The organism is Ancylobacter sonchi, from assembly GCF_018390695.1.
GTDB lineage: Bacteria > Pseudomonadota > Alphaproteobacteria > Rhizobiales > Xanthobacteraceae > Ancylobacter > Ancylobacter sonchi.
The window spans coordinates 147,733-172,646 of the sequence record NZ_JAHBGF010000028.1 but is presented as its reverse complement, the minus strand read 5'-3'; the positions used below and the strand labels follow the sequence as shown (position 1 = coordinate 172,646).

The following is a 24,914-nucleotide window of genomic DNA, read 5'->3' as shown; positions in this document are numbered from 1 at the left end:
CTCCCCGTTTGGGAGGTTCCCGCAGCTCGGTCCCGCATGGCGCGCCGAGACCGAACCGGAGGGAAGGCCTGAGACGCGGCGCGCGGCCCGGCACGATGGCCCGGCCGTGCCGTGCCAAGGGTTTTCGAGGGTCCAATCTGTATCCTGACATTTTACCAATGAAGGAGTTGACGCCAATAAATTATATTATCTATCGTATTTATATAAATTTAGAGCGCGGCTATGGCAACTTCGCAGATTCGCCTCGACGCAGACGTGCTGGTCATCGGTGGAGGGCCGGCCGGCATGTGGGCGGCGATCAGCGCCGCCGAAGCCGGCGCGCGGGTGGTGATCGCCGAGAAGGGCTATGTCGGTACCTCCGGGCCTTTCAGCAGCGCCAATACCGGCATCTACTACATCAAGCCGGACGATCCCGTTCACCGCGAGGGCACCGTCGAAGCGCGCCTGCCTCTCGCCTTCGATCTCGCGGACAAGCTTTGGATCGAGCGTACCTTCGACCAGAGCTACGCCAATCTCGAGGCCATGGCCCGCTGGGGCTACAAATGGCCACGCAACGAGGAAGGCAAGGAATATCGCGGCCGCCTGCGCGGGCCGGACGTGTTGATCTTCCTGCGCCGGCGGCTGCAAAAGCTGCAGGTACGCATCCTCGATCACAGCCCGGCGCTCGAGTTGCTGGCCAGCAATGGCACGGTGGCCGGCGCGCAGGGCATCAACCGTCAGTCGGGCGAGGCGTGGCGCGTCGATGCCGGCGCGGTGGTGCTGGCGACCGGCGGCACCTCGTTCCTCTCCGACGTCGCGGGCGTGAAGGGCAATACCGGTGACGGCTATCTCATGGCGGCCGAAGCCGGGGTACGTTTCTCCGGCATGGAATTCTCCAGCCAGTATGCGCCGACCGCCTTCGACGGCGTGCTGAGCCGGGGCGCCCATCTCGATTACGGCTCGCTCTACGACAACAACGGCAAGCCGATCACCCGCGGGCGCCAGACGGTCGACGCGATCCTCCAGACCGGCGCCGCCTGGGCCATTCTCGACAAGGCGAAGGACGAAGACACGCGGGCGATGGTGCGCAAGACGCACGCACACATCATCCTGCATCTGGAACGACTCGGCATCGATCCGTTCACCCAGAAGTTCCGCATCGACTTCCGCAGCGAGGGTACCATTCGCGCCGCCGGCGGCGTTCTCATCGACGACGACCTGTCGAGCGACGTGCCCGGCCTCTTCGTTGCCGGCGACCTCGCCACCCGCGAGAAGGTCACGGGTGCAGGCCCTCCCGGTGGCGGCCCTGCCGCCGCCTGGGCCTTCGCCTCCGGCTCATGGGCAGGACGATCCGCGGTCACCTTCGCGCGCCGGATCGGCAATGTCGCCGGGCGACGGACAGAACCGCTTGGCGAGGCCGGCCTGCGGCCCCGCCACACGGCCGATCCGGCGCTGATTCCGCAGGAGTTGCTCGCCGGCATCCAGGCGGAGATGTTGCCTTTCGACCGCAATTACTGGCGGTTCGGCCCTTATCTCGAAGCCTCGCTGAAGCGGTTCGGGAGCGAGTGGAACGCCGTGCGCGACGGCCTTGCGCCCCCGTCGGCCGGAGATGGTGGGCCAACGCCGCGGGACCTCCTGCGCGCCCGAGAAACGGCGGCGATGCTGGCGACAGCGCGCTGGATCAATCTGAGTGCGCTGGAGCGCACCGAAACCCGTGGCCTGCACCGGCGCAGCGACTTCCCCGATCTCGACCCCTCGCAGACCCATCACCTCATCTCCGGGGGCCTCGACCGCATCTGGGTCGAACGGCAACCGGCGTCACCGTCCCTTCATACCGAACAGCGGGCGCTGGCATCATGATCGAACTCGTCGTCGACGAACTCTGCATCAAGTGCGATCGCTGCATCGCCATCTGCCCGACCAATGTGTTCGAGGCGACGGAGAGCGGTATTCCAGCGATCGCCAGGCAGGAAGATTGCCATACCTGCATGTCCTGCGAACTGCATTGCCCGGTCGACGCGCTTTATGTGTCGCCCCGTGGCGTCCCCGATCCCGTCGACAAGGACGAGATCGTCCGTTCGGGCCTTCTCGGCAGCTACCAGCGCGCGCTGGGCTGGAACCGCGCCCGGCCGGGCGGCAGTGACGACGACCCCGGCGTCCTGCTGCGCTTCCAGCGCAAGCCCGACCCCGACGACAAGGTCCGCACCAAGCTGCACGACCTGTCGCTCCGCAAATACATCTGACCCGGATCGCCGGAAACACAGCGAGATCACCTCCATGTCCCCCTTCCCTGGCCTTTCCGGTGCCTCCCTCCGCTCGCGGCTGCGGCGCCACGCGCTGACATCGGCCGCCATCGTCCTGCTGGCAGCCGCCCTAGGCGCGAGCCTGTCGGCGGCCACCGGTCACGCGCAGGAAGCCACGACGGTTCCCGTACGCTTCGGCATCCTCAGCCCCTCGGCCTCGACGGTCTATTTCTTCCTCGGCGCCGAGAAGGGCATCTACAAGAAGCACGGCATCGACCTGCAGCCGATCGTGTTCCAGAAAGGCGGGCCGGAGGTGATCGCCGCCGCTGCCAGCGGCCAGCTCGATATCGGCACACTCGGCACGCCGATCCTCGTCGGCATCAGCCGCGGCATCCCGATCAAGGTAGTCGGTTCTCCGGCGGTGAAGGGACAGGAATTCGTCCTGGTCGGCCAGAACGAGGTCAAGAGCGTCGAGGACCTGAAGGGCAAGCAGATCGGCGTCTCCTCGGTGGGTGGCGGCCAGTCGCAGGCGCTGCGCTTCATCCTCACGGCTAAGAAGCTCGAAGCCGCCGATGTGCAGGAAATCGCCTATGGCAGCGGCGGCAATGGCTACGTCGCCTTCAAGTCTGGCCAGATTGCTGCGGCGGTGCTGCAGGAGCCCAACATCACCAAGCTGGTGAACGATGGCGATGGGCACATCCTCGCCAAGGCGGCGGATTACTACGGCCGCTACCAGCACAGCTACGTCTTCGCATCCGACAAATTCATCGCCGCGAGCCCGGAGACGATCCGCAAATTCTTCGAAGCGAGCCGGGAGGCGATCCAATACGCCAAGGACAACCGCGCCGAGCTGGTTTCCTATTCGAAGAAACTGCTCAATCTCGACGAAAAGCTGCTCAACAAGATCTATGACGAGCAGATCCCCGGCTGGGACGAAACACAGGCCGTCGATACCGAAGGGCTCTTGAACGCCATCAAGATCGTCCAGCAGGTCGGTGACATCTCCAAGGACTACACACCCGACATAGACAAGATCGTCGATCCCCGCTTCACCCGTCCGGCGAGCTGAGCATGACCCGCAACATCGAATGGGCGCTCGATGCCGACGTGGTCGTCGTCGGCGCCGGCGGGGCCGGCCTGGTTTCGGCCATCAACGCGCATGACGCCGGCAGCTCGGTGCTGGTTCTGGAGAAGATGCCGCATGTCGGCGGCATCACCATCCTCGCCGGCGGCGGCATCAAGGCGGCGCGCGATCACGGCAAGGCCGTCTCCTATCTGACCGAGACACAGGGCGGCCGGGTGTCAGACCGCCTGATCGACGCCTTCGCCCAGGGGCTTGTCGAGCTGCCGGACTATCTGCGCGGCCTCGCGCAGGTCAACGGCGCCGAGATCGGCGAGCGCGCCGACACGCATGAGGGCATCTATCCCTTCCCGGGCGCCGACACGCTCTATTCGCTCACCGTCACCGATATTTCCGGCTTCGCCGGCTATGACTGGACCTATACCGGCAAGAACCTCGCCGGGCAGCGCTTCTTCAAGGTGCTGCTCGACAATGTGCTCGCGCGCAACATCCCGGTCCACACTGGCGCGCCGGTGCGCTCGCTGATCACCGCCGACGGCGAGGTAATCGGCGTATGGGCGGAAATCGAGGGCCGCAAGGTGGCGGTGCGCGCCAATCGCGCGGTGGTGCTGGCCTCCGGGGGCTTCGAGTTCAACGAGAAGCTGAAGCGGGAGTATTTCGAGGCGCTGCCGGTCTATGCCATGGGCAATCCCGGCAATACCGGCGACGGCATTCTCATGGCGCAGAAGGTCGGCGCCGCCCTCTGGCACATGTGGCATTTCCACGGTTCCTACGGCTTCAAATTCGACGACTACGACACCGCCTTCCGCATCGCACCCGGAGGGGCCCGCAATCCGAACCGCCCCATTTCGTGGATCATCCTCGACACGTTCGGCAAGCGGTTCATGAACGAGTTGCACCCCGCGACGCAGGACACCGCCGCCCGCCCGCTCGGCCTCTACGATGCCGATGTGCCCGGCTATACCCGCATTCCCGCCTATCTCGTCTTCGATGAGGAAGGGCGCAAGCTGGGGCGGATCGCCAATCCGCTCACCTCGCATCCCGAGCATCGCTATGTGTGGAGCGAGGACAATTCCGCCGAGGTCGCGCGCGGCTGGATCAAACGCTACGACACGGTGGAGGAGCTCGCTGCCGCGCAAGGCTGGGAGCCTGCCGTGCTCAAGGCGACGCTGGCGCGCTGGGACGAGATCGTCCGCTCCGGCTCCGACGACGACCATAGACGACCGGCCGGCACGCTGTTCCCCATCGGGACGCCGCCCTTCTACGTCGTGCCGGTCTGGCCGCTGCTCACCAATACCCAGGGCGGCCCCGAACATGACGAGCATCAGCGTGTGGTCGACCCCTATGGCGAGCCGATCCCGCGCCTGTTCGCCGCCGGCGAGCTCGGCTCCTTCTTCGCCCACCTCTATCTGCTGGGCGGAAATCTCAGCGAGATCGTGATCAGCGGCCGCATCGCCGGCACGCAGGCGGCAGGCCTGCCGCGCTGGACGCATGGACAGGATCGCGCGCGGGTGGCCTGAGCGCGAGACAGGAGTTCCTTCATGTTCCGATCGCTGAAAGCCCGCCTCGACTTCGCGGTTCCCGCCGCGGCTACGGCCGGAGCGAGCGGGTTGTATCGGCCGCCCGTCGCCGGTACGTCGCACGCCTTGCCGTTCCAGCGGCAGGGCGGCGAGCCGGCACCGGCCGGCGCGTCGCGCAGCAATGGGGCGCTCGCTGCCACCGGCGTCTCCATCGCCTATACCAACTCCAGCACCGGCGAGGTGACGCCGGCGGTCTCGCAGATCGACCTGACGGTCGCCAAAGGCGAGTTCGTCTCCATCGTCGGCCTCAGTGGCTGCGGCAAGTCGAGCTTCCTCAACGCAGTCGCCGGCCTCACCGCGATCAGCGGCGGCACGCTGGTGGCAGGTGGCGTGCCGATCACCCGACCTGGGCCGGACCGCGCGGTGGTGTTCCAGCGCCCCTCGCTGCTGCCCTGGCGTACCGTGCTCGGCAACGTGATCTACGGGCTGGAGCTGCAGGGCATACCGAAGCGCGAAGCACATCGGCGGGCGGCGGCCTATATCGATCTCGTGCAGCTCGGCGGCGTGGAGCATTTCTACCCGGCGGCGCTGTCGGGCGGCATGCAGCAGCGCGTCAACCTCGCCCGCGCACTGGTCTGCGATCCCGACATCCTGCTGCTCGACGAGCCCTTCGGCGCGCTGGACGCCATCACCCGCGAGACCATGCAGAAGGAGTTGCTCGGCATCTGGGAGACAACGCGCAAGACGGTGCTGATGGTCACCCACCAGATCGACGAGGCCATTCTGCTGTCCGACCGCATCCTCGTCTTCTCCGACAGGCCGGCCCGCATCCTCGCCGAGATCGTCGTCGAGCTGCCCCGGCCGCGCCCGGCCAATGTGAAGGCACTTCCCGCCTTCACCCGCCTGGAGACGCGGATCTGGGAACTCATCCAGGAAACTGCCCGCGGGAGGGGCCGGCTATGAGCGCCACGCCTGCCATCCGCCTGCCGCCTGGACGACGTGTGTGGCGCTGGTTTCTCGACTATGGCACCGGCGCTGCGGTCATCCTCGGACTGCTACTGGCGTGGGAGCTGGCCGTACGCTCGGGCACGGTCAACCCGATGTTCTCCTCCTCGCCCTCGCGCATTCTGGTAGCGGGGATCGACATCGCCCGCGACGGCTCTCTTGCCCGGCATCTGCTCTCCAGCGGATACACCTTCTTCGTCGGCTTCGGCCTCGCCATCGTGGCGGGCGTGCCGATCGGCGTGTTCATTGGCTGGTATGGCTGGGCGAACCGCGCCTTCAGCCCGCTGGTTTCCGCCTTCTACACCACCCCGCGCATCGCGATGATGCCGCTGTTCATCATCTGGTTCGGACTCGGGCTCGGCTCGAAGGTGGCGCTGGTGTTTCTCAGCGCGGTGTTTCCGCTGATCGTCAACATGCAGGTGGCGATGCAGAACATCGACCGCGACCTGAAGCGCGTGGGCGACGCCTATGGCGCCAGCCAATGGCAACTCTTCCGTACCATCGCCCTGCCGGCCTCAGTGCCGTTCCTGCTTACGGGCCTCCGGCTGGCGATGGGCCGCGGCTTGCTCGGTGTCGTGGCGGCCGAGGTGTTCGGCGGCTCGGAAGGCATCGGCTATCTCATCGAATATGCAGGCGCGACCTTCCGCATCGACGTGGTGTTCGTCGGGGTGTTCCTCATCGCGCTGTTCGGCATCGCGATGGATCGCGGCCTCTACGCACTGAGCCGCCGGCTCGATTCCTGGAAGACGGCAGGCTGAGACGCACCATGACAGCGCAGACGGGTACGAAACTGGAAGCGGACGTCGTCGTGATGGGCGGCGGGCCAGCCGGCTGCTGGGCGGCGCTCGCCGCCGCCGAGCAAGGCGCGCGGGTGATCGTGGTCGAGAAGGGCTATGTCGGCACCTCCGGTGCCACTGCCGCCGGCAACACCACCATCATCGACGCGGCACCTGGTTCTGTGGCGCAATCCGAGGCGGTGAAGCGGCGACGCGCGCGTGGCGCCGGTCTCGTCGAGGAAGACGTGGTCACGCGTGTGCTGGATGAGACCTACCGCCAGCTCGGCCGCCTGGCGGACTGGGGCTACGGCTTTCCCACCTCAGATACCGGCCTGCTGTTCCGCGGCTCGATGCGCGGTGTCGACTATCTCTATTTCATGCGCCGGAAGCTGCTGAAGGCAGGCGTGACCATCCTGGACCACGCTCCGGCCGACACCTTGCTTGCTCACGAGGGCGTGGCGGCCGGCGTTTCCGGTCGGTGGCGCGCCTCGGGCGAACGCTGGACGGTGCACGCTGGCGCCGTCGTGATCGCGTCGGGTGGCTGTGCATTCCTCAGCGGCGCCCTCGGTACCAATAACCTCACCGGCGACGGCTATCTGATGGCCGCCGAGCTGGGCGCCCGCCTCTCAGGCATGGACTTCACCGGGCAGTACGGCATCGCCCCCAAGGGGTCCTCGGTGACCAAGGGCATCGTCTATTTCTGGGCAACTCTCTTCGACGTCGACGGCAATCGTATCGAGGAGACCGGCGACCGGCAGGAGATCGTCGCCCGCCATCTCCTCCGTGGCTCGGTGCGCGCGGTGCTCGACAAGGCCCCCGAGCGGCTCCGCGAGGGCATGCGACACGGTCAGCCCAATATCTTTCTGCCCTTCGACCGGCAGGGCATCGATCCCTTCACCCAGCCCTTCGAGGTGACGCTGCTCTATGAAGGTACAGTGCGTGGGGTGGGTGGCATCCTGATCGGCCAGGATGGAGCAACCGACCTGCCCGGTCTTTATGCCGCCGGTGATGCCGCGGCACGCGAACCGATGAGCGGGGCCACCTCGGGCGGCGGCGGGCCGAATGCCTCCTGGGCGCTGGCAACCGGCGTGTGGGCCGGCGGCGCCGCGGCCCGCTTCGCCGGTTCGCTCGGCCCCCTCGCCGTTCGCCGACCGGCACGCGCCGCTACCGGGATAACCGGGACGACCGTCGCGCATGCCGATGCGCGGGCGGAACTCGCCGACATAATCCGAGCCGTGCAGGGCGAAGTACTGCCGCTCGACCGCAGCTTCTACCGTTCTGGAGACCGCCTCGCCGTCTCGGCGCAGCGGCTCGACACTCTGTGGCAGGCGGTTCGCCGGTTCGACGTGCGCCTGCCGGGACAGGAGAAATCGTATGAAGCCGCCGCCATGACCGCCACCGCGCGCTGGATCGTCGCGAGTGCGCAGGCCCGTCCGGAGAGCCGAGGCATCCATCGTCGTGAGGACGCCGCATCGACCGGAGAGGCGCCCCGGCGAATACATTCCGGAGGCGTCGGACGCGTCTGGTCGCGGTGGTCTCATGCCGCCGACCATTCAACCCCCGAAAGCCTGGCCGCCGAATGATCGAGCTTCTCTCCCCGACCCGCTGCATCGCCTGCAATCTTTGCGTCAAGGCCTGTCCTGACCATGTGTTCGAGGCGGTCGAGAACGACATTCCCGTGATTGCGCGCAAGGAAGACTGCCAGACCTGCTTCCTGTGCGAACTCTACTGCCCTGTTGACGCCCTCTATGTATCACCTCTGCGCGATCGCGACGAAATCGTTTCGGAAGAAGAGCTTGCTGCCCGAGGCCTCCTCGGGAGCTTCCGTCAAAGGATGGGCTGGGATCGCTCCCGCCCAAAAGGCACACACAAGGATACCAGCTATCGGATGTTCGAAGATGATAAAGTAAAACCATAATAAAATGTGAAAAATCACGAGAAATTTAAATGTTCTCAGAAAAATATACATATCATATCGTCAATATCGACGTAGGCATTTGACCCCTTGGTTCGATGATGCGATGCTTCAAGCAGCTGTCGAGGCCACGAAAGCGGCGTCCAAGGCACGGGTAAAGGCACGAAAAACCTAAACGGAGTGGCGAAGCAATCCCGCCGGCCCGTCGACACTGAGAGTAGACGTTCTCGATGTCGCCTATGGGTCAGAAGCCGACGATCGAGGCCGCGGCCAACAGATCGGCACGCCCAGTCATCCAAGCATCTCAGTCATCATCAGTGGGATTGGCGACGGGTTGAAGCGAAGTGCCTTGCAGCTCGCGGATCAGAACGGTTAGCGGGTTCTCCGCATCGCCCTGGAGCTTCAGCTTGTCGTTGAACATACCGAGGTGGCGCGCGACCATCTCCAGAGCCTTCGCCCGGTCGGCGAGGTGGAACTCGACGCCGTCCCTGGTCTTCTTCAAACCATCGTAGAGCGGTGCAGCGAGAGGTGAGCTGGTGTCGTGGACGACGACCATGCTTTCGCCGATGCCATCGCAGCGCGGGCAGTCGGGATCGGGCTCCGACAGCGCATTGTAGCTGAAGCCTCCTTCCTCGCTGGGCAGGAGATCATCGGGTTCGTTGTTGGCTTTTGCACGGGCGAGGGCGGCGCGGAACTCCCGGCGATCCCGCCACTGATAGGTATGGTCCGTGCCGTGGCAATAGCGGCAGGCACCAAGGATGTGTTGGATGATGTCGTTGGGGTTGGCGGTCGCCGTCGCCCACCAGCGGCAGAGCACGGCATCGGCATCGATCTGGGTACGTCGGGCGCGCTCTGCCATGGCGATGCGGATGGCGGCGGCGACATCGGGATTGCGCAGGATCCGCGATGCCAAGAAGCGGGCGGTATGCTCGGCATAGCCGGCCCGCCGGGCAGCTTCAGACGCGCTGAGATCCAGCAGGTAATGATGAACGAAGCTCTGCTCGCGTTGGGTGAGCCTGTCGAGCGCCCGCTCGAACGGATCGAGCCGCTCCCGATCGACGCGGGCGAGTTCGGTGCGATTGTCTCCGACCCGGCCCATAGCTACCTCCGATGGCAAGAGCGTATCCGACGATCACGATCCTGGACATCAAAGGTCTATATTGCGTCGACATAATACGAATTCATTCCCCCGACCTCCGACGACGCCGGAGTAGCAAGGCCCGTGGCGCGGTGAACAGGAATTCTTCCTCCCTGTCTTGAACGCCGTGCTACAGGGCTCGCGCAGAGATTTCTACCAAGGGAGGCGCTTGCCAACACCAGCCTGAGACACATCCCGCCTGACTTTTCCGCTGAATCGCTCCGTGAGATCGATCGAAGGCTGACTGATCTTGAGTGCCAGGAGGACGCCACGCTGCTTCTCGCTGTCGAGTCCGGCAGCCGCGCGTGGGGTTTCGCGTCACCGGACAGTGATTTTGATTGCCGCTTCATCTTCGTCCGACGAATAGAGCGCTATCTCAGCCTTTCTCCACCTCGCGATGTCATCGAACTGCCTACAGATGGCGTCTTTGACATCAATGGCTGGGATCTGGCCAAAACCCTGAAGCTGATGCTCAAAGGGAACGTCACCGCCCTCGAATGGCTGCAGAGCCCCATCAACTACGCCGGGTCGGAGCATTTCCGGGACGAACTCCTCGCATTCGCCCGACGCCATACGAGCCGCGACCTGGTCGCGCGTCACTACCTGTACCTCGGTCTGCGGCAGCGGCGTGCCTGTTTCAGCGATAGAGCGTCGGTTCCGCTTAAGAGGCTTTTCTATGCCCTCCGGCCAGCAGCGGCGCTGCGGTGGCTGCGCCTACATCCGCAGGGCAATGTGCCGCCGATGCACTTCCCGACCTTGATGGCCGAAACGTCGCCTCCGCCGGAAATCCGGGAGCTGGTCGCTGCGCTCATCGCGGAAAAGGCGCGCACGCACGAACTTGGCACAATGATCTTGCCGGAGGCAATCTCGTGCTTTGTCGATACCGAGTTCGATGCGGCGACCCGTCTTCTTGGCCAAGAACGGAACAGGTCTACGTTTGGGGCAGAGGAAGAGGCTAATGCACTTCTTCGCCGGTGGATCGGGATGGATGGCGGTCGATCAGTTGCAATCGCATGAAAACATTCTGACGGGAGGTGTAGGCGGTGCCGTTGATGGTCACACCCTGCCAATCTGGCTTTCACCAGACCTGACATCAAGCAGTTGGATCGACGACGAATAATTGGCTTCTGGTCATTATTGGCAGGCAAGCCACCCGGACGCCTCGGACATTTCGGAGATTGTCCAGCCTGTCCTACTGTCCGGCCCGTCCGGCATATTCCCCAAGGTTAGGATCATCGACCGTCTCCCTGACCAGCCAAACCATCTGGCGGCCATTGACCTCCCGAGTCGCTACCTGTGCTTTGTCAAGCGCCCAAGCCTCGCCGCGGGCGAACGCCTTGCGACGGGCATCCTTCTTCTTCTCTGCCATGTCGCCATCGGCAGGATAGGAAAGATCGAACTCCTTCCGGATGTCCGTGCAATCCACCGCTCTGAGCTCCGGGCCCTCGGAGCCGAAGGGGCGGATCTTCACGCCCTTCTCACCAAGGACGATCCCGATGGCATGCAGATAGACCTTCGCGTGTTGAGGCACCCTTTCCTTGTGTTCCCTTGGCATGCTGGCCAGCCTGATCTCCGAACCGGTCAACGGCAGAACGTAGCAGGCACCATAGGCCTCGCCGTCCTCGTCCAGACTGATCGGCACGAAAGAAAGTCGAACACCATGGACCAGCCCTCGAGCCCGACGCGAGACTTGGTGAGCACCAGATGACGGTCACGGCAGTTGCCCGTCGTCTGATCACGGTCCGCAGAAACCGAGAGCACCGCGTCGGCTCCCGCCCGCCACGCGCTGGCTCCGCGCAAACCCGTTTCGGGACCCTTGCCGTAATGAGGGACCGGAATCACCACGACACCGAGCTTATTGGCCATAAGATTCATGAGCCGGATGGCCTTAGCGGCTTCGGCATTGCTGTTCTCGTCCTCGATCGAGAAGGCGGCGGAGAGGGTATCGATGATGACGGCCCCAAGCCGAACACCATGTTCGCGATGGAAGTGCGCACCGACCTCGCGGAACCCCTCGATCAGAGCGCGGACTTCTTTCGGCTTCGCAAGGTCCGGGACGTCCGCGAGCCACGAGATAGGAAGCGCTGTAGCCGTCATCCTATGCTCTCGGGCCACATGGACGCGCGAGGCGAGCGTACCGCTTCCCTCTACTGCGAGGATCACCACACCGACCCGCTCCCGCACCTTAAGGCCGAAGAACGGCGTGCCGCTGGCCAGGCTGGCCGCGAGGTCGACGGCGATAAAGGTCTTGCCGGCACCCGACTGGCCACCGATGAACACAATGCCTTCGAAGGGGATGAGAGACTTGACGAGCATAGACGGCGGCGCGGTGGGAACCATGCCGTCAAACTTAAAACCAGTGAGGCTGTCGACGTCGGCAGGGGGCGGAGATACCGAAACTGTTACCGCCTCACTAGTCTGGGCGTCGTAGCCGACGCCGTCCTCGTCTTTCACGTAGTAGTCGAGGTTGTCGGCGATCTTGTTGCCCAGCACCGCCAGTTCGGGATCGTCACGATCATCCTGCCAACCGAAGCTTTCGGGCGAGTGGCCCAGCTTCTCGCAAAGCCAGAAAGCGCCGTCGATGGCCGAGCTGGCGCCGCCGAACTCCATGGCGGTATCAATCGCGGTGCGGCAGCCCTCACGCGGATCGCCCATGTCGTGGACGCCGTAGTCGGTGATGCCCTGCGGAGTGATCGATAGATCCTCCTGCAGATCACGCCCGAGCATCCGGGACATGATGCGATAACCGCTCGTGCCGGCCGATGTGCGTGCGCTAGGGAATATCGAGGGCACCCATGACGACAGGTTGGCGAGAGCCGCATCGTTCACGGCGCGGAAGCAGTCGCCGGGCCGACCGTCGGCGGCCGTGGTCCGCGTCCGGCTGATCTCCTGCGCGGCGTGGCGCGGCAGCTCGGCGGCGCGGGCCTCGTCAGCCTTGCGCGCATTGAATTCCGCAGCTCGGGCCAGGAGAGCATCGTAGGTGCGTGGCGCTTTTTCGATCCTGTCCGGCGTGCCGGGCACATGGTCGCCGGTGATCGTGAGATAGCGCTTGGTGGCGTAGATCTCGATGCCGGCCGCGTCGACCTTGGTCGCCTTTGGCGGCTTGCCGCGCGAGAACATGCGGATGCCGGTGCCGGACGGGCTCACCTCGGCGTAGGTCTCGGCGAGATCAAGGATCGCCTGCGCCCACGGCGCGATCTCGCCCGTTTCCTTGTCGCGGCAATCGTCGAGGTCGAAGCCGGCAATATCGTCATCATCGGTCAGTACGAAACCGATTCCAGCCAGGTTGCGCTGCCGCTGACAGGTGACCGCCTCCTCATAGGTGCCCCACGTCGCCGGGTTGGAGTGGCTCGCCATCCCACCCGTGTGCGGGTTCACCGGAGGCTTGGTCGGCTTCTTGTCTGGCCCGTTCCGATATTCCAGCCGCCACGCCACCCAGCGGCGGCCGAGTGCGCGAAGCTCACGAAGAGCGGGAGTAAACGGCCGCCCCTCAGGATCGCGGAGCAGTTCTTCTGCGGCGGGCTGCGATGTGGGTTCGCGCGAAGCTTTATTGCCAGGGTCGGGGCGTGCGCTTGACGCTTGATCCGGTTCGTTCGGCGCGGCGGTGCGCGCATCAAGCTCGACACTCATCGCCGGTCTTCCCGGGCCTTCGCGGCCAGGAAAGCCTCGACATCCACACGGCGGATCAGACGCCGACCGCCGATCTTGATCGACTGGAGTTGGCCCTCGGCGATGTAGCGATAGGCACTTGAGGGTGGGATGGCGAAGACATGGTGCAATTGCCTGAGCGTGAAGACTTCCTTGCGGAGTTCCTCGGCTTTGGCGTTCGCGGCAGCCGGATCGACAGGCATGGGAGCCTCCCCGGTTCTTCGAGAGGCTTCCCAGTTAGACCAGCTTGTCCCGAAGGTTCGGGACGCGAAGGAAGGGCATGGTCCGCTATTCGCGTCCCTGCCTTGCTCAGCCGGGGATCGGCGATGACTACGCCTCGGCGGCTTGGCTGGCCTTCCTGAGGGCGGCGGCCTTCCGTCGTGCCTCGCCGATCGCCTTGGCGAGCGCGGCCGGCGTGGTCGCGTGCCGGGAACAATCGGGGGGCAGCGTGTCGGTCAAGGCTGCCACCAACGCGATAAACTCGGCAGGTTCTCCATTCGCACGCAACTCCCGACCTGCACCGATCGGCAATCCTGACCGCTTGCAGAACCCGGTGAGATCGATGATCCACCTGTCCCGAGCCGAGCCGTCGACGAAGGTGGGCTCGTCCTCAAGGTTCTTCACCACGTCGCCCGCATAAAACGCGATCCGGCGTACCCCATCCATCACTTCGCCAAGCCGGACCGTGTTAACCGCGGCCTCGTCGAGGTCCTTGGCCAATGCATCCCGCTCGGCCATAAGGGCTTCGCGAAACTCTTCTGTTTCTGCCGCCTCGATGGTGTCGTCCAAAGCGATTTCTGCCCGTGCCAGCTCGGCCCAAGTGTCATCTGGCACCTTATGCCACTGCAGAGGACCTCCCATGGCTCGTTCGAGATCGGCGCGGACGAGAGACTTTACTTCAGGATTCAGAGGCGCTTCGTACAGAGCGCCGCCTCGGCGACCTCTCGGGCAAAGCCGGTCTCGTCGCCGGCAAAATCGCGGAACGCGGAGCGGAAGCCGTGCACCGTGACATCCGTCCCCATCCGTCGCAGCAGCATGGTCATCGCCATGATGGAGAGAGGCTTGCCCGGCTTGTGGCCGGGAAACACCAGCGCGTCGGCCTCACCGTCAGACAGTGGCCTCACAGCTTCGAGGACCTCGACCGCCCGATTGGACAATGGCACGTGGTGCACCCGACCGGCCTTCATCCGCGCGGCCGGCACGCTCCACAGGCGATCACCAAGGTGGACTTCGCTCCACCGCATGTCCCGCACCTCGCCGGAACGGGCAGCGGTGAGGATCAGGAATTCTAGGGCGAGCGCCGCCGTGGCCTGACGATCACGCAGATCGCTGATGAAGGTGGACAGCGCGTCATGGTGCATGGCGCGATGGTGCCCGCGCTGCAGCTTCTGCTTCCTCGGCAGCAGCTTGTCGAGGTGGCCGCGCCGGCCGGCGGGATTGGCCTCGTTCGGCGGGATATGGCCTGCCGCGCGGGCCGCGTCGATCACCGCTTCGATCCGGCCGCGCAGGCGTGATGCGGTCTCGGCCTTCGCAATCCAGATCGGCTTCAGGGCGCCGAGGATGGCGTCGGTCCCGACCTCATCGACAGGAGAGGACCAGAACGACTTGCAATAGGTGCGCAGGGTGGTGCCCCATTGCGCCCGGTGCTTGGCATTCCGCCAGCCGCTTTGCATCGTCTCGATTAGCGATTCCGCCGCCTCCCCGAAGGTGGGCGTGCGTTCGCGCCCACGGCGCATCTCTTCGCGGGCGAGGATCGGATCGCGCCCATCCCGCAGGACCAGCTCGGCCTCGTCGCGCGCCTTACGGGCTTCGGCGAGGGAGATGGTCGGATAACCACCCAGTCCCATCTCCCGCCGTTTCCCGCGCCACTGAAACAGGTACAGCCACCGACGCCGATCGGCACTGCGTCCATCGCCATCGATGACGAGATACAGGCCACCGCCATCGGCGTGCCGGCCTGGCTCCAGAAGTGCCGCCGCGCCCTTCGCGGTCAGCCGGTTGCGTGTACGTGCCATGCCGTCTCCGCCCAGATCGACCTACCCGATTGACCGCAATCACGGAGCGAACGGCCCCACTATCGGCCCCACTTAATGCGTGAGATTTTATTGGATATTGTGGGAGAGGGGCAGACAAATGGTCACGAAAAATCAATCATAACAATGGATTCATGAGATGGCTTGGGAGAAGCGAGTAGATAGGTATTACGGACTCTGTCTCCGCCATCTTCCCCATAAGACATTGATCCCCCTGATTAAGTTTTCGGCTGCGGGACCACCGGCACCATTCCCGACAACCGATCTCCTCGGACGTACGTGCGGAGGTCGACGGCCGGGATCGGACCGGGGAGCGAATAGCTGGCGCCGCCGAGGCTCGATGGCGTCGGAAAGACCGGATCCCCTGCGCGCCGGCCGGCCGGGGCGGGATGGCGAGCACCGCGTTTCAACCTTTGCCGAATTGTGCTAGGCAGCGGCGTGGAATGGCAAGCAACACAGCGATGGATGGGCAGAAGGCCTCTTGCGGTCGCGATGTTCGCGCTGGCAGGATCGGTCGCCTGTAGCCCATTTTCCGGCGCATCGCGGGTCTGGGCCGCGACGGATCCCCAACCGTCTCCACCACCGGCCAACACCGCCTCGGCGACGCCGTCCACGTCGGCGCCTCAGCTCGTCTGGGTGTCCTTCGACGTGGCCGTGTCGGTCATGCTTCCCGCATCGGTCGCCTACGATCCCGCAGGTCTGGTCGCTCCGTCCTACGCCGGATGGCTGACCGACCCGCCGCACGGGACACTGCCCGGCGGGAGGTTTGTTGCCCGCAGGCAGGCCGCCTTCGAGGTCGCGGTCTTCCAGCGGGAGATCGCGGTTCCGCCGCAGACGCCCCCATCCGGCGAGCCGATCCCGTCCACGTCGATCCCGTCCGCGGCGATTGCCTCGGCGCCCGCCCCTGCCCCCGTTCCGCTGCCGCCCAAGCGCCTCGCCGCCTTGCCCGGCATCGTACTGGCATCGCTGGCGCCGCTGCCGCCCCGGCGCCCCGTCGCGCCGATGTCCTACGCTCCGCAGACGCTGGCCATGCCCGAGAAGGCCGCGCTCGAGGAGGCCGCACCGGATGACGCGACGCCGCCACGCGACGACACGGCCGGCGAGGAGGTCCCTGCCCCCACCGAGGATGCCGCGCGGCCCATCGACGACGATCCCGAGTCGGTCGCCAGCCGGGCCACGTCGGACCGGGCGCCCCGGCAGATCGAGGTGCTGATCGAGCGCTACGCCGGGCGCTTCAATGTACCCGTGGCGCTGGTGCGCCGCGTTGCCTGGCGGGAGAGCAAATTCGACCCGAGCAGGCGCCACGGCCCCTATTGGGGATTGATGCAGATCCGCGTCGATACCGCGCGGGCGCTCGGCTTCCGCGGCGCGCCGCGCGATCTGCTCGACGCCGAGACCAACATGGCCTACGCGGTCGCTTATCTCGCCAACGCCTACCGGGTCGCCGGCCGCGACGAGAGGCGGGCGGTGACGCTCTATGCCAGCGGCTATTACTACGAGGCCAAGCGCAAGGGCATGCTCGGCTCGCTGATCCGCACCGCCGCCGCCGAGGAGTAACCCACCGGCGTGCCGCCGCATCGAGCGCTGAAGAAGCCCGCGTCATCGTGTCGGCGACAGCCTCGCCCCAATCATATGCCGATATAAAGATGTCCTTATATCGCGATTGACATTCGGCGGGCAGCTGCCCATTCTCCCCTCGTCGTGGTTCTCCGGCGCTGGCCGGAGCTAAGAGGGAATCCGGTGCGCTTTCGGGCCATGCCGGAGCTGCCCCCGCAACTGTAAGCGGCGAGCCTTTGTCCATTCCGCGTCACTGGGGCGACGAGCCCCGGGAAGGCCGGACCAAGGTGACGACCCGCGAGCCAGGAGACCTGCCTCGACAGCCTAATCGTCCCTGGGCGGGGTGTCCCGGTGGTGCGTTCGCGCGTCCGCCGGCGCTGGCCGCCGTTACGCGCCTATGCGTCCGCTCGGCCTTTGCCCCCAATCATTTGGGGTTAGCCGATGAATGTCTCCTCTTCCGCCGGCATGGTGCCGGTTTCCACCCTCGGCACGCCGCGGATCGGACCGCGCCGCGAGCTCAAGGCCGCGCTCGAAAGCTACTGGTCCGGCAGGACCGATCAGTCCGCGCTGCTCGATATCGCCGCCCGGCTGCGCGCCGCCAACTGGGCGCGGCAGAAGGCGCTCGGGGTGACCAACATCCCGTCCAACGACTTCTCGCTCTACGACCATGTGCTCGACACGGCGGTGATGGTCGGCGCCATCCCGGAGGCCTATGGCTGGACCGGCGGGCCGGTGCCGCTCGACACCTATTTCGCCATGGCACGGGGCAGCGAGGGCGACGAGCCCGCCAGCTGCGCGCCCGCCATTTGCGCACACGGTCACGACCATGGTCGCCACACCGGCGTGCCGGCGCTGGAGATGACCAAATGGTTCGACACCAACTACCACTACATGGTGCCGGAATTCGTTACCGGGCAGCGCTTCACGCTCGCCTCCAGCAAGGCGGTCGATGAGTACCGCGAGGCGAAGGCGCTTGGCTACGACACGCGTCCGGTGCTGCTCGGGCCGGTGACGTTTCTCAAGCTCGGCAAGGCCAAGCAGCCCGGCCTCGACCCGCTATCGCTGCTCGGCGACCTGCTGCCGGTCTATGTCGAAGTGCTGCGCCGGCTCTCGGCCAGCGGCGCCGAATGGGTGCAGATGGACGAGCCCTGCCTGGTGCTCGACCTCGACGAGCCGACGCGGGCGGCGCTGCGCGAGACCTACGGCTTCTTCGCCCATGCGCTGCCGAAGCTGAAGATCATGCTCACGAGCTATTTCGGCGGGCTGAGCGCCAATCTCGACACCGCGCTCGCGCTGCCGGTCGCCGGGCTGCATCTCGACCTGGTGCGGGCACCGGAACAGCTGGCGGAGGTGTCGGCGAAGGCGCGGGCGGGGCTGGTGCTGTCGCTCGGCGTGATCGACGGCCGCAATGTCTGGCGCGCCGACCTGCCGAAGCTCGTCGACGCACTGGCGCCGGTGGTGCGCCGGCGCGGCATTGATCACGTCCAGATCGCACCGTCCTGCTCGCTGCTGCACGTGCCGATCGATCTGGCACAGGAAACCGCGCTCGATGCCGACGTGAAGAGCTGGCTGGCCTTCGCGGTGCAGAAGATGGAGGAGCTGACGACGCTGGCCACGGCACTGGCGGGCAACAGCGAGGCGGTGGCCGACAGGCTGGCGGCCTCCGGCGCAGCGGCCCAAGCCCGCCGCACCTCGGCGAAGGTGCACAATCCGGTCGTTGCCGCGCGAATGGCCGCGGTGACGCCGGAGATGACACGCCGCGGCAGCCCCTTCGCCCAACGCGCAGCGGTGCAGCGCCAGCGGTTCGGCCTGCCGGCCTTCCCGACCACCACCATCGGCTCGTTCCCGCAGACGAGCGAGGTGCGCAAGGCCCGCGCCGCCCATGGCAGGGGCGAGCTGAGCGACAGGGCCTATGAGGACTTCCTGCGCGAGGAGACGGCGGCGACCATCCGCTGGCAGGAGGAAATCGGCCTGGATGTGCTCGTTCACGGCGAGTTCGAGCGCAACGACATGGTGCAGTATTTCGGCGAGCAGCTCGCGGGCTTCGCCTTCACCCGGCATGGCTGGGTGCAGAGCTACGGCTCGCGCTATGTCCGCCCACCGATCCTGTTCGGCGACGTCGCGCGCCCGGCGCCGATGACAGTGGAATGGTGGCGCTACGCGCAGGACTGCACCGACAGGCCGATCAAGGGCATGCTGACCGGGCCGGTGACCATCCTCAACTGGTCCTTCGTGCGCGATGACGTGCCGCGCAGCCTCGCCTGCCGGCAGATCGCGCTCGCCATCCGCGACGAGGTGGCCGATCTCGAAGCCGCTGGCGCGGCGATGATCCAGATCGACGAGGCGGCGATCCGCGAGGGCCTGCCGCTGCGCCGTGCCGACTGGGACGCCTATCTCGACTGGGCGGTGGAGAGCTTCCGGCTGTGCGCCTCGGGCGTTTCCAATGCCACGCAGATCCACACCCATATGTGCTACTCGGAATTCAACGACATCATCGCCGCGATCGGGGCGATGGATGCCGACGTGATCTCCATCGAGACCTCGCGCTCGAAGATGGAGCTGCTCGACGCCTTCGTCTCCTATCGCTACCCGAACGAGATCGGGCCGGGAGTCTACGACATCCATTCGCCGCGCGTGCCGACGGTGGAGGAGATGGCGGAGCTGCTGGCGAAGGCGACGCAGCGTCTGGTGCCCGAGCAGATCTGGGTCAATCCCGATTGCGGCCTGAAGACCCGCAAATGGGAGGAGGTCCGCCCGGCGCTGGTCAACATGGTGGCGGCGGCCCATCGCCTGCGCGGCGATCTCGCGCGGGCGGCCGAGTGATGGAGCGGCCGGGTCCGGCAGCGACGAGCCGGAAGACGACGCGTCTCGTCGACATCGTCTTTCCGGGCGCGACCAACCATCACGGCACCCTGTTCGGGGGTGCCGGCCTCGCGCATATGGACCGGGTCGCCTTCCTCGCGGCGGCCCGGCATGCGCAGGCGGATTTCGTCACGGCCTCCTGCGAGCGGATCGACTTCCTCGCCCCGGCGCGGCTCGGCGAGATCATCGAGGCGACCGGCCGGGTGGTGCGGGTCGGGCGGCGCTCGCTCGGCGTCGAGGTCGAGCTTATCGCCGAGGCGCCGTTGACCGGCGAGCGCCGGCACTGCACGCGCGGCGTGTTCAACATGGTGGCGGTGGGCACGCCCGCCGTCCTACCGCCGGTGCCGGAGCCGGCGGCGGACGACGGCCCGTTCCGCATGGCCGATCTCGTCCTGCCGGAGCAGACCAGCCACTATGGCAGCCTCTATGGCGGCAGCGCGCTCGCCATGCTGGGCAAGGCAGCCTTCGTCGTCGCCACCCGGCAGTCGCGCCGCGCCGTGGTGATGGCCTCGACGCGCCGGGTGGACTTCGTGCACCAGATCCGCCCTGGCGACATGGCGGAGGTGGAGGCCTGGGTCGAGAGCACCGGCCGCAGCTCGATGACGGTAGCCGTCAGGCTCTGGTCGGAAGACCTGGCCTCCGGCGCCCGTCATCCGTGCGGGTCGGGCGAGTTCGTCATGGTCGCGGTCGATGAGCGGCAGCGGCCGGTCGCCCTCGCCGCTTCCGGCGCCTGACCCGCGCCCGCTGAATGCGCGGCGCGCTCAATCCCAGGCGAGCGCGCCGCCATTCTGGTACTCGATGACGCGGGTCTCGAAGAAGTTCTTCTCCTTCTTCAGGTCCATCGCCTCGCTCATCCACGGGAACGGGTTGTCGGCTTCCGCGAACACCGGGGCGAGGCCAAGCTGGGCGCAGCGGCGGTTGGCGATGAAGTGCATGTACTCCTCGCACAGCGCCGCGTTCAGCCCGAGGAAACCCCTCGGCATGGTGTCCCGCCCATAGGCGGCCTCCAGCTCGGCGGCGTCCTTCAGCATGGACCGCACCTCGTCTTGGAAGGCGGGCGTCCACAGATGCGGGTTCTCGATCTTGATCTGGTTGATCACGTCGATGCCGAAGTTCAGGTGGATGCTCTCGTCGCGCAGGATGTACTGATACTGCTCGGCGATGCCGACCATCTTGTTGCGCCGGCCGAGCGACAGGATCTGCGCGAAGCCGGTGTAGAACCACATCCCCTCGAACACGACGTAGAACGCCACGAGGTCGCGCAGGAAGCTTTGGTCCGCTTCCGGCGTGCCGGTCTGGAACGCCGGGTCGTCGAGGCTCTGGGTATGCTTCAGCGCCCACGCCGCCTTGTCGGTGATCGAGGGCACCTCGCGATACATGTTGAACAGTTCGCCCTCGTCCAGGCCGAGGCTTTCGACGATGTACTGGAAGGTGTGGGTGTGCACCGCCTCCTCGAAGGCCTGCCGCAACAAATACTGCCGGCATTCCGGGTTGGTGAGATGGCGGTAGATCGCCAGCACGATGTTGTTGGCCACCAGCGATTCCGAGGCGGCGAAGAAGCCGAGATTGCGCTTCAGCATGCGCCGCTCGTCCTCGGTGAGGCCGTCGCGCGACTTCCACAGCGCGATGTCGGCCTGCATCGACACCTCGGTCGGCATCCAGTGATTGTTGCAGCCGGAGAGGTACTTCTCCCACGCCCATCCGTATTTGAGCGGCAGCAGCTGGTTCACGTCGGCGCGCGCGTTGATCATCCGCTTCTCGTCGACGGTGACGCGGGCGGCACCGCGTTCGATGGCGCCGAGACCCGTCGCATCGCCGGACGGCGGGACGAAGGCGGGATGGATCGGAGCGGGTACGGTCTTGGTGTCGGACCAGTCGAGCATGCTCGTATTTCCTTCTTCGCCGCTCACTGGCAGGCTTCGCAGTCGGGATCGTCGATGGCGCAGGCCTTGCCGAACACGGTTTCCGGCACGCTGATCGGCGCGGCCATGACGGTGGCGGACACGGCGTTGAGCTTGCCGTCGGTGCCCTTCAGCGTCGATTTCTCGACATGGGTGGCCGAGCGCGACCGCAAATAATAGGTGGTCTTCAGCCCGCGCTTCCATGCCAGCCGGTAGGTCTCGTCGAGCTTCCGTCCCGAGGGATTGCCGACGTAGAGATTGAGCGACTGCGACTGATCAATCCATTTCTGCCGGCGTGCCGCCGCCTCGATCAGCCATTGGGCGTCGATCTCGAAGGCGGTGGCGTAGAGCGCCTTGAGCTCGTCGGGGATGCGGTCGATCCGGCCGACGCTGCCGTCGTAATATTTGAGGTCGGAGACCATCACCTCGTCCCACAGGCCGCGGCTTTTAAGGTCGCGGACGAGGAACCCGTTCACCACCGTAAAGTCGCCGGACATGTTCGATTTGACGAAGAGGTTCTGATAGGCGGGCTCGATCGACTGCGACACGCCGCAGATGTTGGAGATCGTCGCGGTCGGCGCGATGGCCATGGTGTTGGAATGGCGCATGCCGACACGCTTCACCCGCTCGCGCAGCCCGTCCCAGTCGAGCGTCGTGGAGCGGTCAAGGTCCAGTCCGCCGCGGGTTTCCGCCAGCAATTCGATGCTGTCGATCGGCAGGACGCCCTGCGACCACAGCGAGCCGTCATAGCTGGAATAGCGCCCACGTTCGGCGGCGAGATCGGTGGAGGCTTCGATAGCGTGGAAGCTCACCACCTCCATGCTCTCATCGGCGAAGCGCACGGCGGCATCCGAGCCATAGGGGATGCGCAGCGCGTGCAGCGCGTCCTGGAAGCCCATGATGCCGAGGCCGATGGGCCGGTGGCGCAGGTTCGAGCGGCGGGATTCCGGGATGGTGTAAAAATTGATGTCGACCACGTTGTCGAGCATGCGCATGGCGGTCGCCACCGTGCGGGCGAGATGCGCCTGGTCGAGCCCGTCCGGCGTGACGTGGGCGAGCAGGTTCACCGAGCCGAGATTGCACACCGCCACCTCGTCATTCGAGGTGTTCAGCGTGATCTCGGTGCACAGGTTCGAGGAGTGCACCACGCCGGCATGGCGTTGCGGCGAGCGGAGGTTGCAGGGGTCCTTGAAGGTGATCCACGGGTGGCCGGTCTCGAACAGCATGGTCAGCATGCGACGCCACAGATCGACGGCGCGCAGCGGCTTCGACACCTTCATCTCGCCGCGCGCGGCCTTCGCCTCATAGCTTAGATAGGCGGTCTTGAAAGCCGCCCCATAAAGATCGTGCAGGTCGGGAACCTCGTCCGGCGAGAACAGCGTCCATGGGCCATCCGCCTCGACGCGCTCCATGAACAGGTCCGGCACCCAGTTACAGGTGTTCATGTCGTGGGTGCGCCGCCGGTCGTCGCCGGTGTTCTTGCGCAGGTCGAGGAACTCCTCGATGTCGACGTGCCAGGTTTCGAGATAGGCGCAGACCGCGCCCTTGCGCTTGCCGCCCTGGTTGACCGCGATGGCGGTGTCGTTCGCCACCTTCAGGAACGGCACCACGCCCTGGCTCTCGCCATTGGTGCCCTTGATGTGGGCGCCGAGGCCGCGCACGCGCGTCCAGTCATTGCCGAGGCCACCGGCATATTTCGACAGCAGCGCATTGTCCTTGATCGACTTGAAGATGCCGTCGAGATCGTCCGGAACCGTGGTGAGGAAGCAGGAGGCGAGCTGCGCGCGCGGCGTGCCGGAATTGAACAGGGTCGGCGTCGAGGCCATGAAGTCGAAGGAGGACAAGAGCCGGTAAAACTCGATGGTCCGCGCCTCGCGGTCGACCTCGCGCAGCGCCAGCCCCATGGCGACGCGCATGAAGAAGGCCTGCGGCAGCTCGAAGCGCGTGCCGCGCGCATGCAGGAAATAGCGGTCATACAGCGTCTGCAAGCCGAGATAGTCGAAGGCGAGGTCGCGCTCGGGCAGCAGGGCGGCCGCCAGCCGGTCGAGATCGAAGCGGCCCAGCTCGGGATCGATCAGCTCTTCCTCGATGCCCCGCTTGATGTAGCTTGTGAAATAGTCGGCGTAATGCACGGACATTTCTTGCTGTGTCGCCTGTTCAGCAACGCCGGCGAGAAAGCTCAGCGCCTCGCGGCGCAGCTTGTCGAGCAGCAGCCGGGCGGAGACGCGGGTGTAGTTCGGCTCGGTCTCGATCAGCGTCCGGGCGGCGAGAATGGGCGCCAGCGCCAGTTCGCCCGCGCTGATGCCGTCATAGAGGTTGCGCCGGGTCTCGGTGAGGACGGCCTCGGCGGAGACGTCGGCGAGGCCAGCGACAGCCTCGGCGATCAGCGTGGAAAGACGCGTCTCGTCGAGCGGCACCAGCGTGCCGTCTGCGGCCTTCATGCGCAGGGCGGAGGCGGCGGCCGGCGCCGCCTTGCCCGCGGCGCGCTCCCGCGCCCGCTCCTCGCGATAGAGCACATAGGCGCGGGCGACCTTGTGGTGCTCGCCGCGCATCAGCGCGAGTTCGACCTGATCCTGCACATCCTCGATGTGGAAGGTGCGGCCGGCATCGGCGCGGCGCGTCAGCCCGGCGACGATCTGCTCGGTCAGGCCGGCAACAATGTCGTGCACACGGCGCGAGGCGGCGGCGCTTGAGCCCTCCACCGCGAGGAACGCCTTGGTCAGCGCCACCGCGATCTTCGAGCCGTCAAACGGCGTCACCGCGCCGTTGCGACGGATCACCTGGTAGCCGGGCGTCGCGGCGGGCGAGGACATGACGGAGCGCGGCGGTGGCGTGCTTACGCCAATGCGTTCGGCTTCGATATTGAGAGACATCGGCTGCAAACCCCGTTGCGATGGGGAGGCGCCGAGCGGGACGTGGACGCACCAATAGGCAGGACAGCCCGGCGACGCGTCGCAGCGTTCCACCGGGGCACCCCGCCCGAGGACGATCATGATGTCGCGGCAGGTCTCCTGGCTCGCGGGTCGTCGCCTTTGCCGGGCCTTCCCGAGGCTCATCGCCCCAGTGACGCGGAATGGACAAAGGCTCGCCGCTTACAGTTGCGGGGGCAGCGCCGGCCTTGCCCCGAAAGGCGCACCGGCTTCCCTCTTAGCCCCCGAATCTCGCAACGCGGGGGACCGTGACGACTAGATGTTGGGGCGCAATGCCCGAACGTGTCAATCAATAGATAATCAGCGACGCTCTTTGATATGCAAAT

20 protein-coding genes and 2 riboswitches are annotated in these 24,914 nt (G+C 65.9%); of the genes, 12 read left to right on the top strand and 8 right to left on the bottom strand.

Annotated elements, in window-relative coordinates; all coding sequences use genetic code 11:
• Positions 1-222: 222 nt before the first annotated feature.
• Genes KHC28_RS16215 through KHC28_RS16180 form a run of 8 tightly spaced genes read left to right on the top strand, consistent with a single transcriptional unit; the run spans position 223 to position 8,522 of the window.
• The gene (locus tag KHC28_RS16215; protein WP_214009394.1) at positions 223-1,839 is read left to right on the top strand and encodes an FAD-dependent oxidoreductase; all 1,617 of its coding nucleotides are present in this window, start codon (positions 223-225) and stop codon (positions 1,837-1,839) included.
• On the top strand, positions 1,836-2,222 hold the full coding sequence (locus KHC28_RS16210; RefSeq protein ID WP_214009393.1) for a 4Fe-4S dicluster domain-containing protein: 387 nt from the start codon (positions 1,836-1,838) through the stop codon (positions 2,220-2,222). The genes KHC28_RS16215 and KHC28_RS16210 overlap by 4 nt, the downstream gene beginning before the upstream one ends.
• 34 nt (positions 2,223-2,256) lie before the next feature.
• Complete coding sequence (locus tag KHC28_RS16205) at positions 2,257-3,291, top strand: ABC transporter substrate-binding protein (protein WP_214009392.1); 1,035 nt, start codon at positions 2,257-2,259, stop codon at positions 3,289-3,291.
• A 2-nt stretch (positions 3,292-3,293) separates the two neighbouring features.
• A complete protein-coding gene (locus KHC28_RS16200) occupies positions 3,294-4,823 on the top strand; it encodes an FAD-dependent oxidoreductase (RefSeq protein ID WP_214009391.1) in 1,530 nt (509 codons plus the stop codon).
• Positions 4,824-4,844: 21 nt separating this feature from the next.
• Positions 4,845-5,786 carry an ABC transporter ATP-binding protein gene (locus KHC28_RS16195; RefSeq protein WP_214009390.1) on the top strand — a complete coding sequence of 314 codons (942 nt, stop codon included), beginning with the start codon at positions 4,845-4,847 and terminating at the stop codon, positions 5,784-5,786.
• Positions 5,783-6,586, top strand: coding sequence for an ABC transporter permease (locus KHC28_RS16190; RefSeq protein WP_214009389.1), 804 nt, complete (start codon positions 5,783-5,785; stop codon positions 6,584-6,586). The genes KHC28_RS16195 and KHC28_RS16190 overlap by 4 nt, the downstream gene beginning before the upstream one ends.
• Before the next feature lie 8 nt (positions 6,587-6,594).
• On the top strand, positions 6,595-8,187 hold the full coding sequence (locus KHC28_RS16185) for an FAD-dependent oxidoreductase (RefSeq protein WP_214009388.1): 1,593 nt from the start codon (positions 6,595-6,597) through the stop codon (positions 8,185-8,187).
• Positions 8,184-8,522 (top strand): 4Fe-4S dicluster domain-containing protein, encoded by a 339-nt coding sequence (locus KHC28_RS16180; RefSeq protein ID WP_214009387.1) that lies wholly within the window; start codon positions 8,184-8,186, stop codon positions 8,520-8,522. The genes KHC28_RS16185 and KHC28_RS16180 overlap by 4 nt, the downstream gene beginning before the upstream one ends.
• Before the next feature lie 301 nt (positions 8,523-8,823).
• Here the strand turns inward: KHC28_RS16180 and KHC28_RS16175 are convergent, their stop codons facing one another.
• Positions 8,824-9,618 carry a terminase small subunit gene (locus KHC28_RS16175; RefSeq protein ID WP_214009386.1) on the bottom strand — a complete coding sequence of 265 codons (795 nt, stop codon included), beginning with the start codon at positions 9,616-9,618 and terminating at the stop codon, positions 8,824-8,826.
• 141 nt (positions 9,619-9,759) lie between these two features.
• On the opposite strand from KHC28_RS16175, the gene KHC28_RS16170 reads away from it, so the two are divergent.
• A complete protein-coding gene (locus KHC28_RS16170; RefSeq protein WP_312893266.1) occupies positions 9,760-10,674 on the top strand; it encodes a nucleotidyltransferase domain-containing protein in 915 nt (304 codons plus the stop codon).
• 175 nt (positions 10,675-10,849) lie between these two features.
• Here KHC28_RS16170 and KHC28_RS16165 read toward each other — a convergent pair whose 3' ends face one another.
• The 5 genes from KHC28_RS16165 to KHC28_RS16145 form a co-directional block, all read right to left on the bottom strand.
• On the bottom strand, positions 10,850-11,299 hold the full coding sequence (locus KHC28_RS16165) for a hypothetical protein (RefSeq protein ID WP_214009385.1): 450 nt from the start codon (positions 11,297-11,299) through the stop codon (positions 10,850-10,852).
• Complete coding sequence (locus KHC28_RS16160) at positions 11,239-13,287, bottom strand: AAA family ATPase (protein WP_214009384.1); 2,049 nt, start codon at positions 13,285-13,287, stop codon at positions 11,239-11,241. The genes KHC28_RS16165 and KHC28_RS16160 overlap by 61 nt, the downstream gene beginning before the upstream one ends.
• Positions 13,284-13,508 carry a helix-turn-helix domain-containing protein gene (locus tag KHC28_RS16155; RefSeq protein ID WP_214009383.1) on the bottom strand — a complete coding sequence of 75 codons (225 nt, stop codon included), beginning with the start codon at positions 13,506-13,508 and terminating at the stop codon, positions 13,284-13,286. Before KHC28_RS16155 ends, KHC28_RS16160 begins: the two co-directional genes overlap by 4 nt.
• 127 nt (positions 13,509-13,635) lie before the next feature.
• Entirely contained in the window at positions 13,636-14,094 is a 459-nt protein-coding gene (locus KHC28_RS16150; protein ID WP_214009382.1) for a hypothetical protein, read from the bottom strand.
• A 116-nt stretch (positions 14,095-14,210) separates the two neighbouring features.
• A complete protein-coding gene (locus KHC28_RS16145) occupies positions 14,211-15,320 on the bottom strand; it encodes a tyrosine-type recombinase/integrase (RefSeq protein ID WP_214009381.1) in 1,110 nt (369 codons plus the stop codon).
• 510 nt (positions 15,321-15,830) lie between these two features.
• Between KHC28_RS16145 and KHC28_RS27455 the strand changes: the two genes are divergently transcribed.
• The 3 genes from KHC28_RS27455 (at position 15,831) to KHC28_RS16130 (ending at position 20,491) form a co-directional block, all read left to right on the top strand.
• Complete coding sequence (locus tag KHC28_RS27455; RefSeq protein ID WP_246564909.1) at positions 15,831-16,895, top strand: transglycosylase SLT domain-containing protein; 1,065 nt, start codon at positions 15,831-15,833, stop codon at positions 16,893-16,895.
• 128 nt (positions 16,896-17,023) lie between these two features.
• Positions 17,024-17,228: riboswitch (cobalamin riboswitch) on the top strand.
• A gap of 108 nt (positions 17,229-17,336) precedes the next feature.
• Positions 17,337-19,718 carry a 5-methyltetrahydropteroyltriglutamate--homocysteine S-methyltransferase gene (metE, locus tag KHC28_RS16135; protein WP_214009380.1) on the top strand — a complete coding sequence of 794 codons (2,382 nt, stop codon included), beginning with the start codon at positions 17,337-17,339 and terminating at the stop codon, positions 19,716-19,718.
• A complete protein-coding gene (locus tag KHC28_RS16130; protein ID WP_214009379.1) occupies positions 19,718-20,491 on the top strand; it encodes an acyl-CoA thioesterase in 774 nt (257 codons plus the stop codon). The genes metE and KHC28_RS16130 overlap by 1 nt, the downstream gene beginning before the upstream one ends.
• 27 nt (positions 20,492-20,518) lie before the next feature.
• Here the strand turns inward: KHC28_RS16130 and KHC28_RS16125 are convergent, their stop codons facing one another.
• Both KHC28_RS16125 and KHC28_RS16120 read right to left on the bottom strand, forming a co-directional pair.
• Positions 20,519-21,640, bottom strand: a complete 1,122-nt coding sequence (locus KHC28_RS16125) for a ribonucleotide-diphosphate reductase subunit beta (protein WP_214009378.1) — start codon at positions 21,638-21,640, stop codon at positions 20,519-20,521.
• Between the two features lie 23 nt (positions 21,641-21,663).
• A complete protein-coding gene (locus KHC28_RS16120) occupies positions 21,664-24,471 on the bottom strand; it encodes a ribonucleoside-diphosphate reductase subunit alpha (protein WP_376772722.1) in 2,808 nt (935 codons plus the stop codon).
• Positions 24,472-24,642: 171 nt separating this feature from the next.
• Positions 24,643-24,854, bottom strand: a riboswitch (cobalamin riboswitch).
• Positions 24,855-24,914 lie beyond the last annotated feature (60 nt).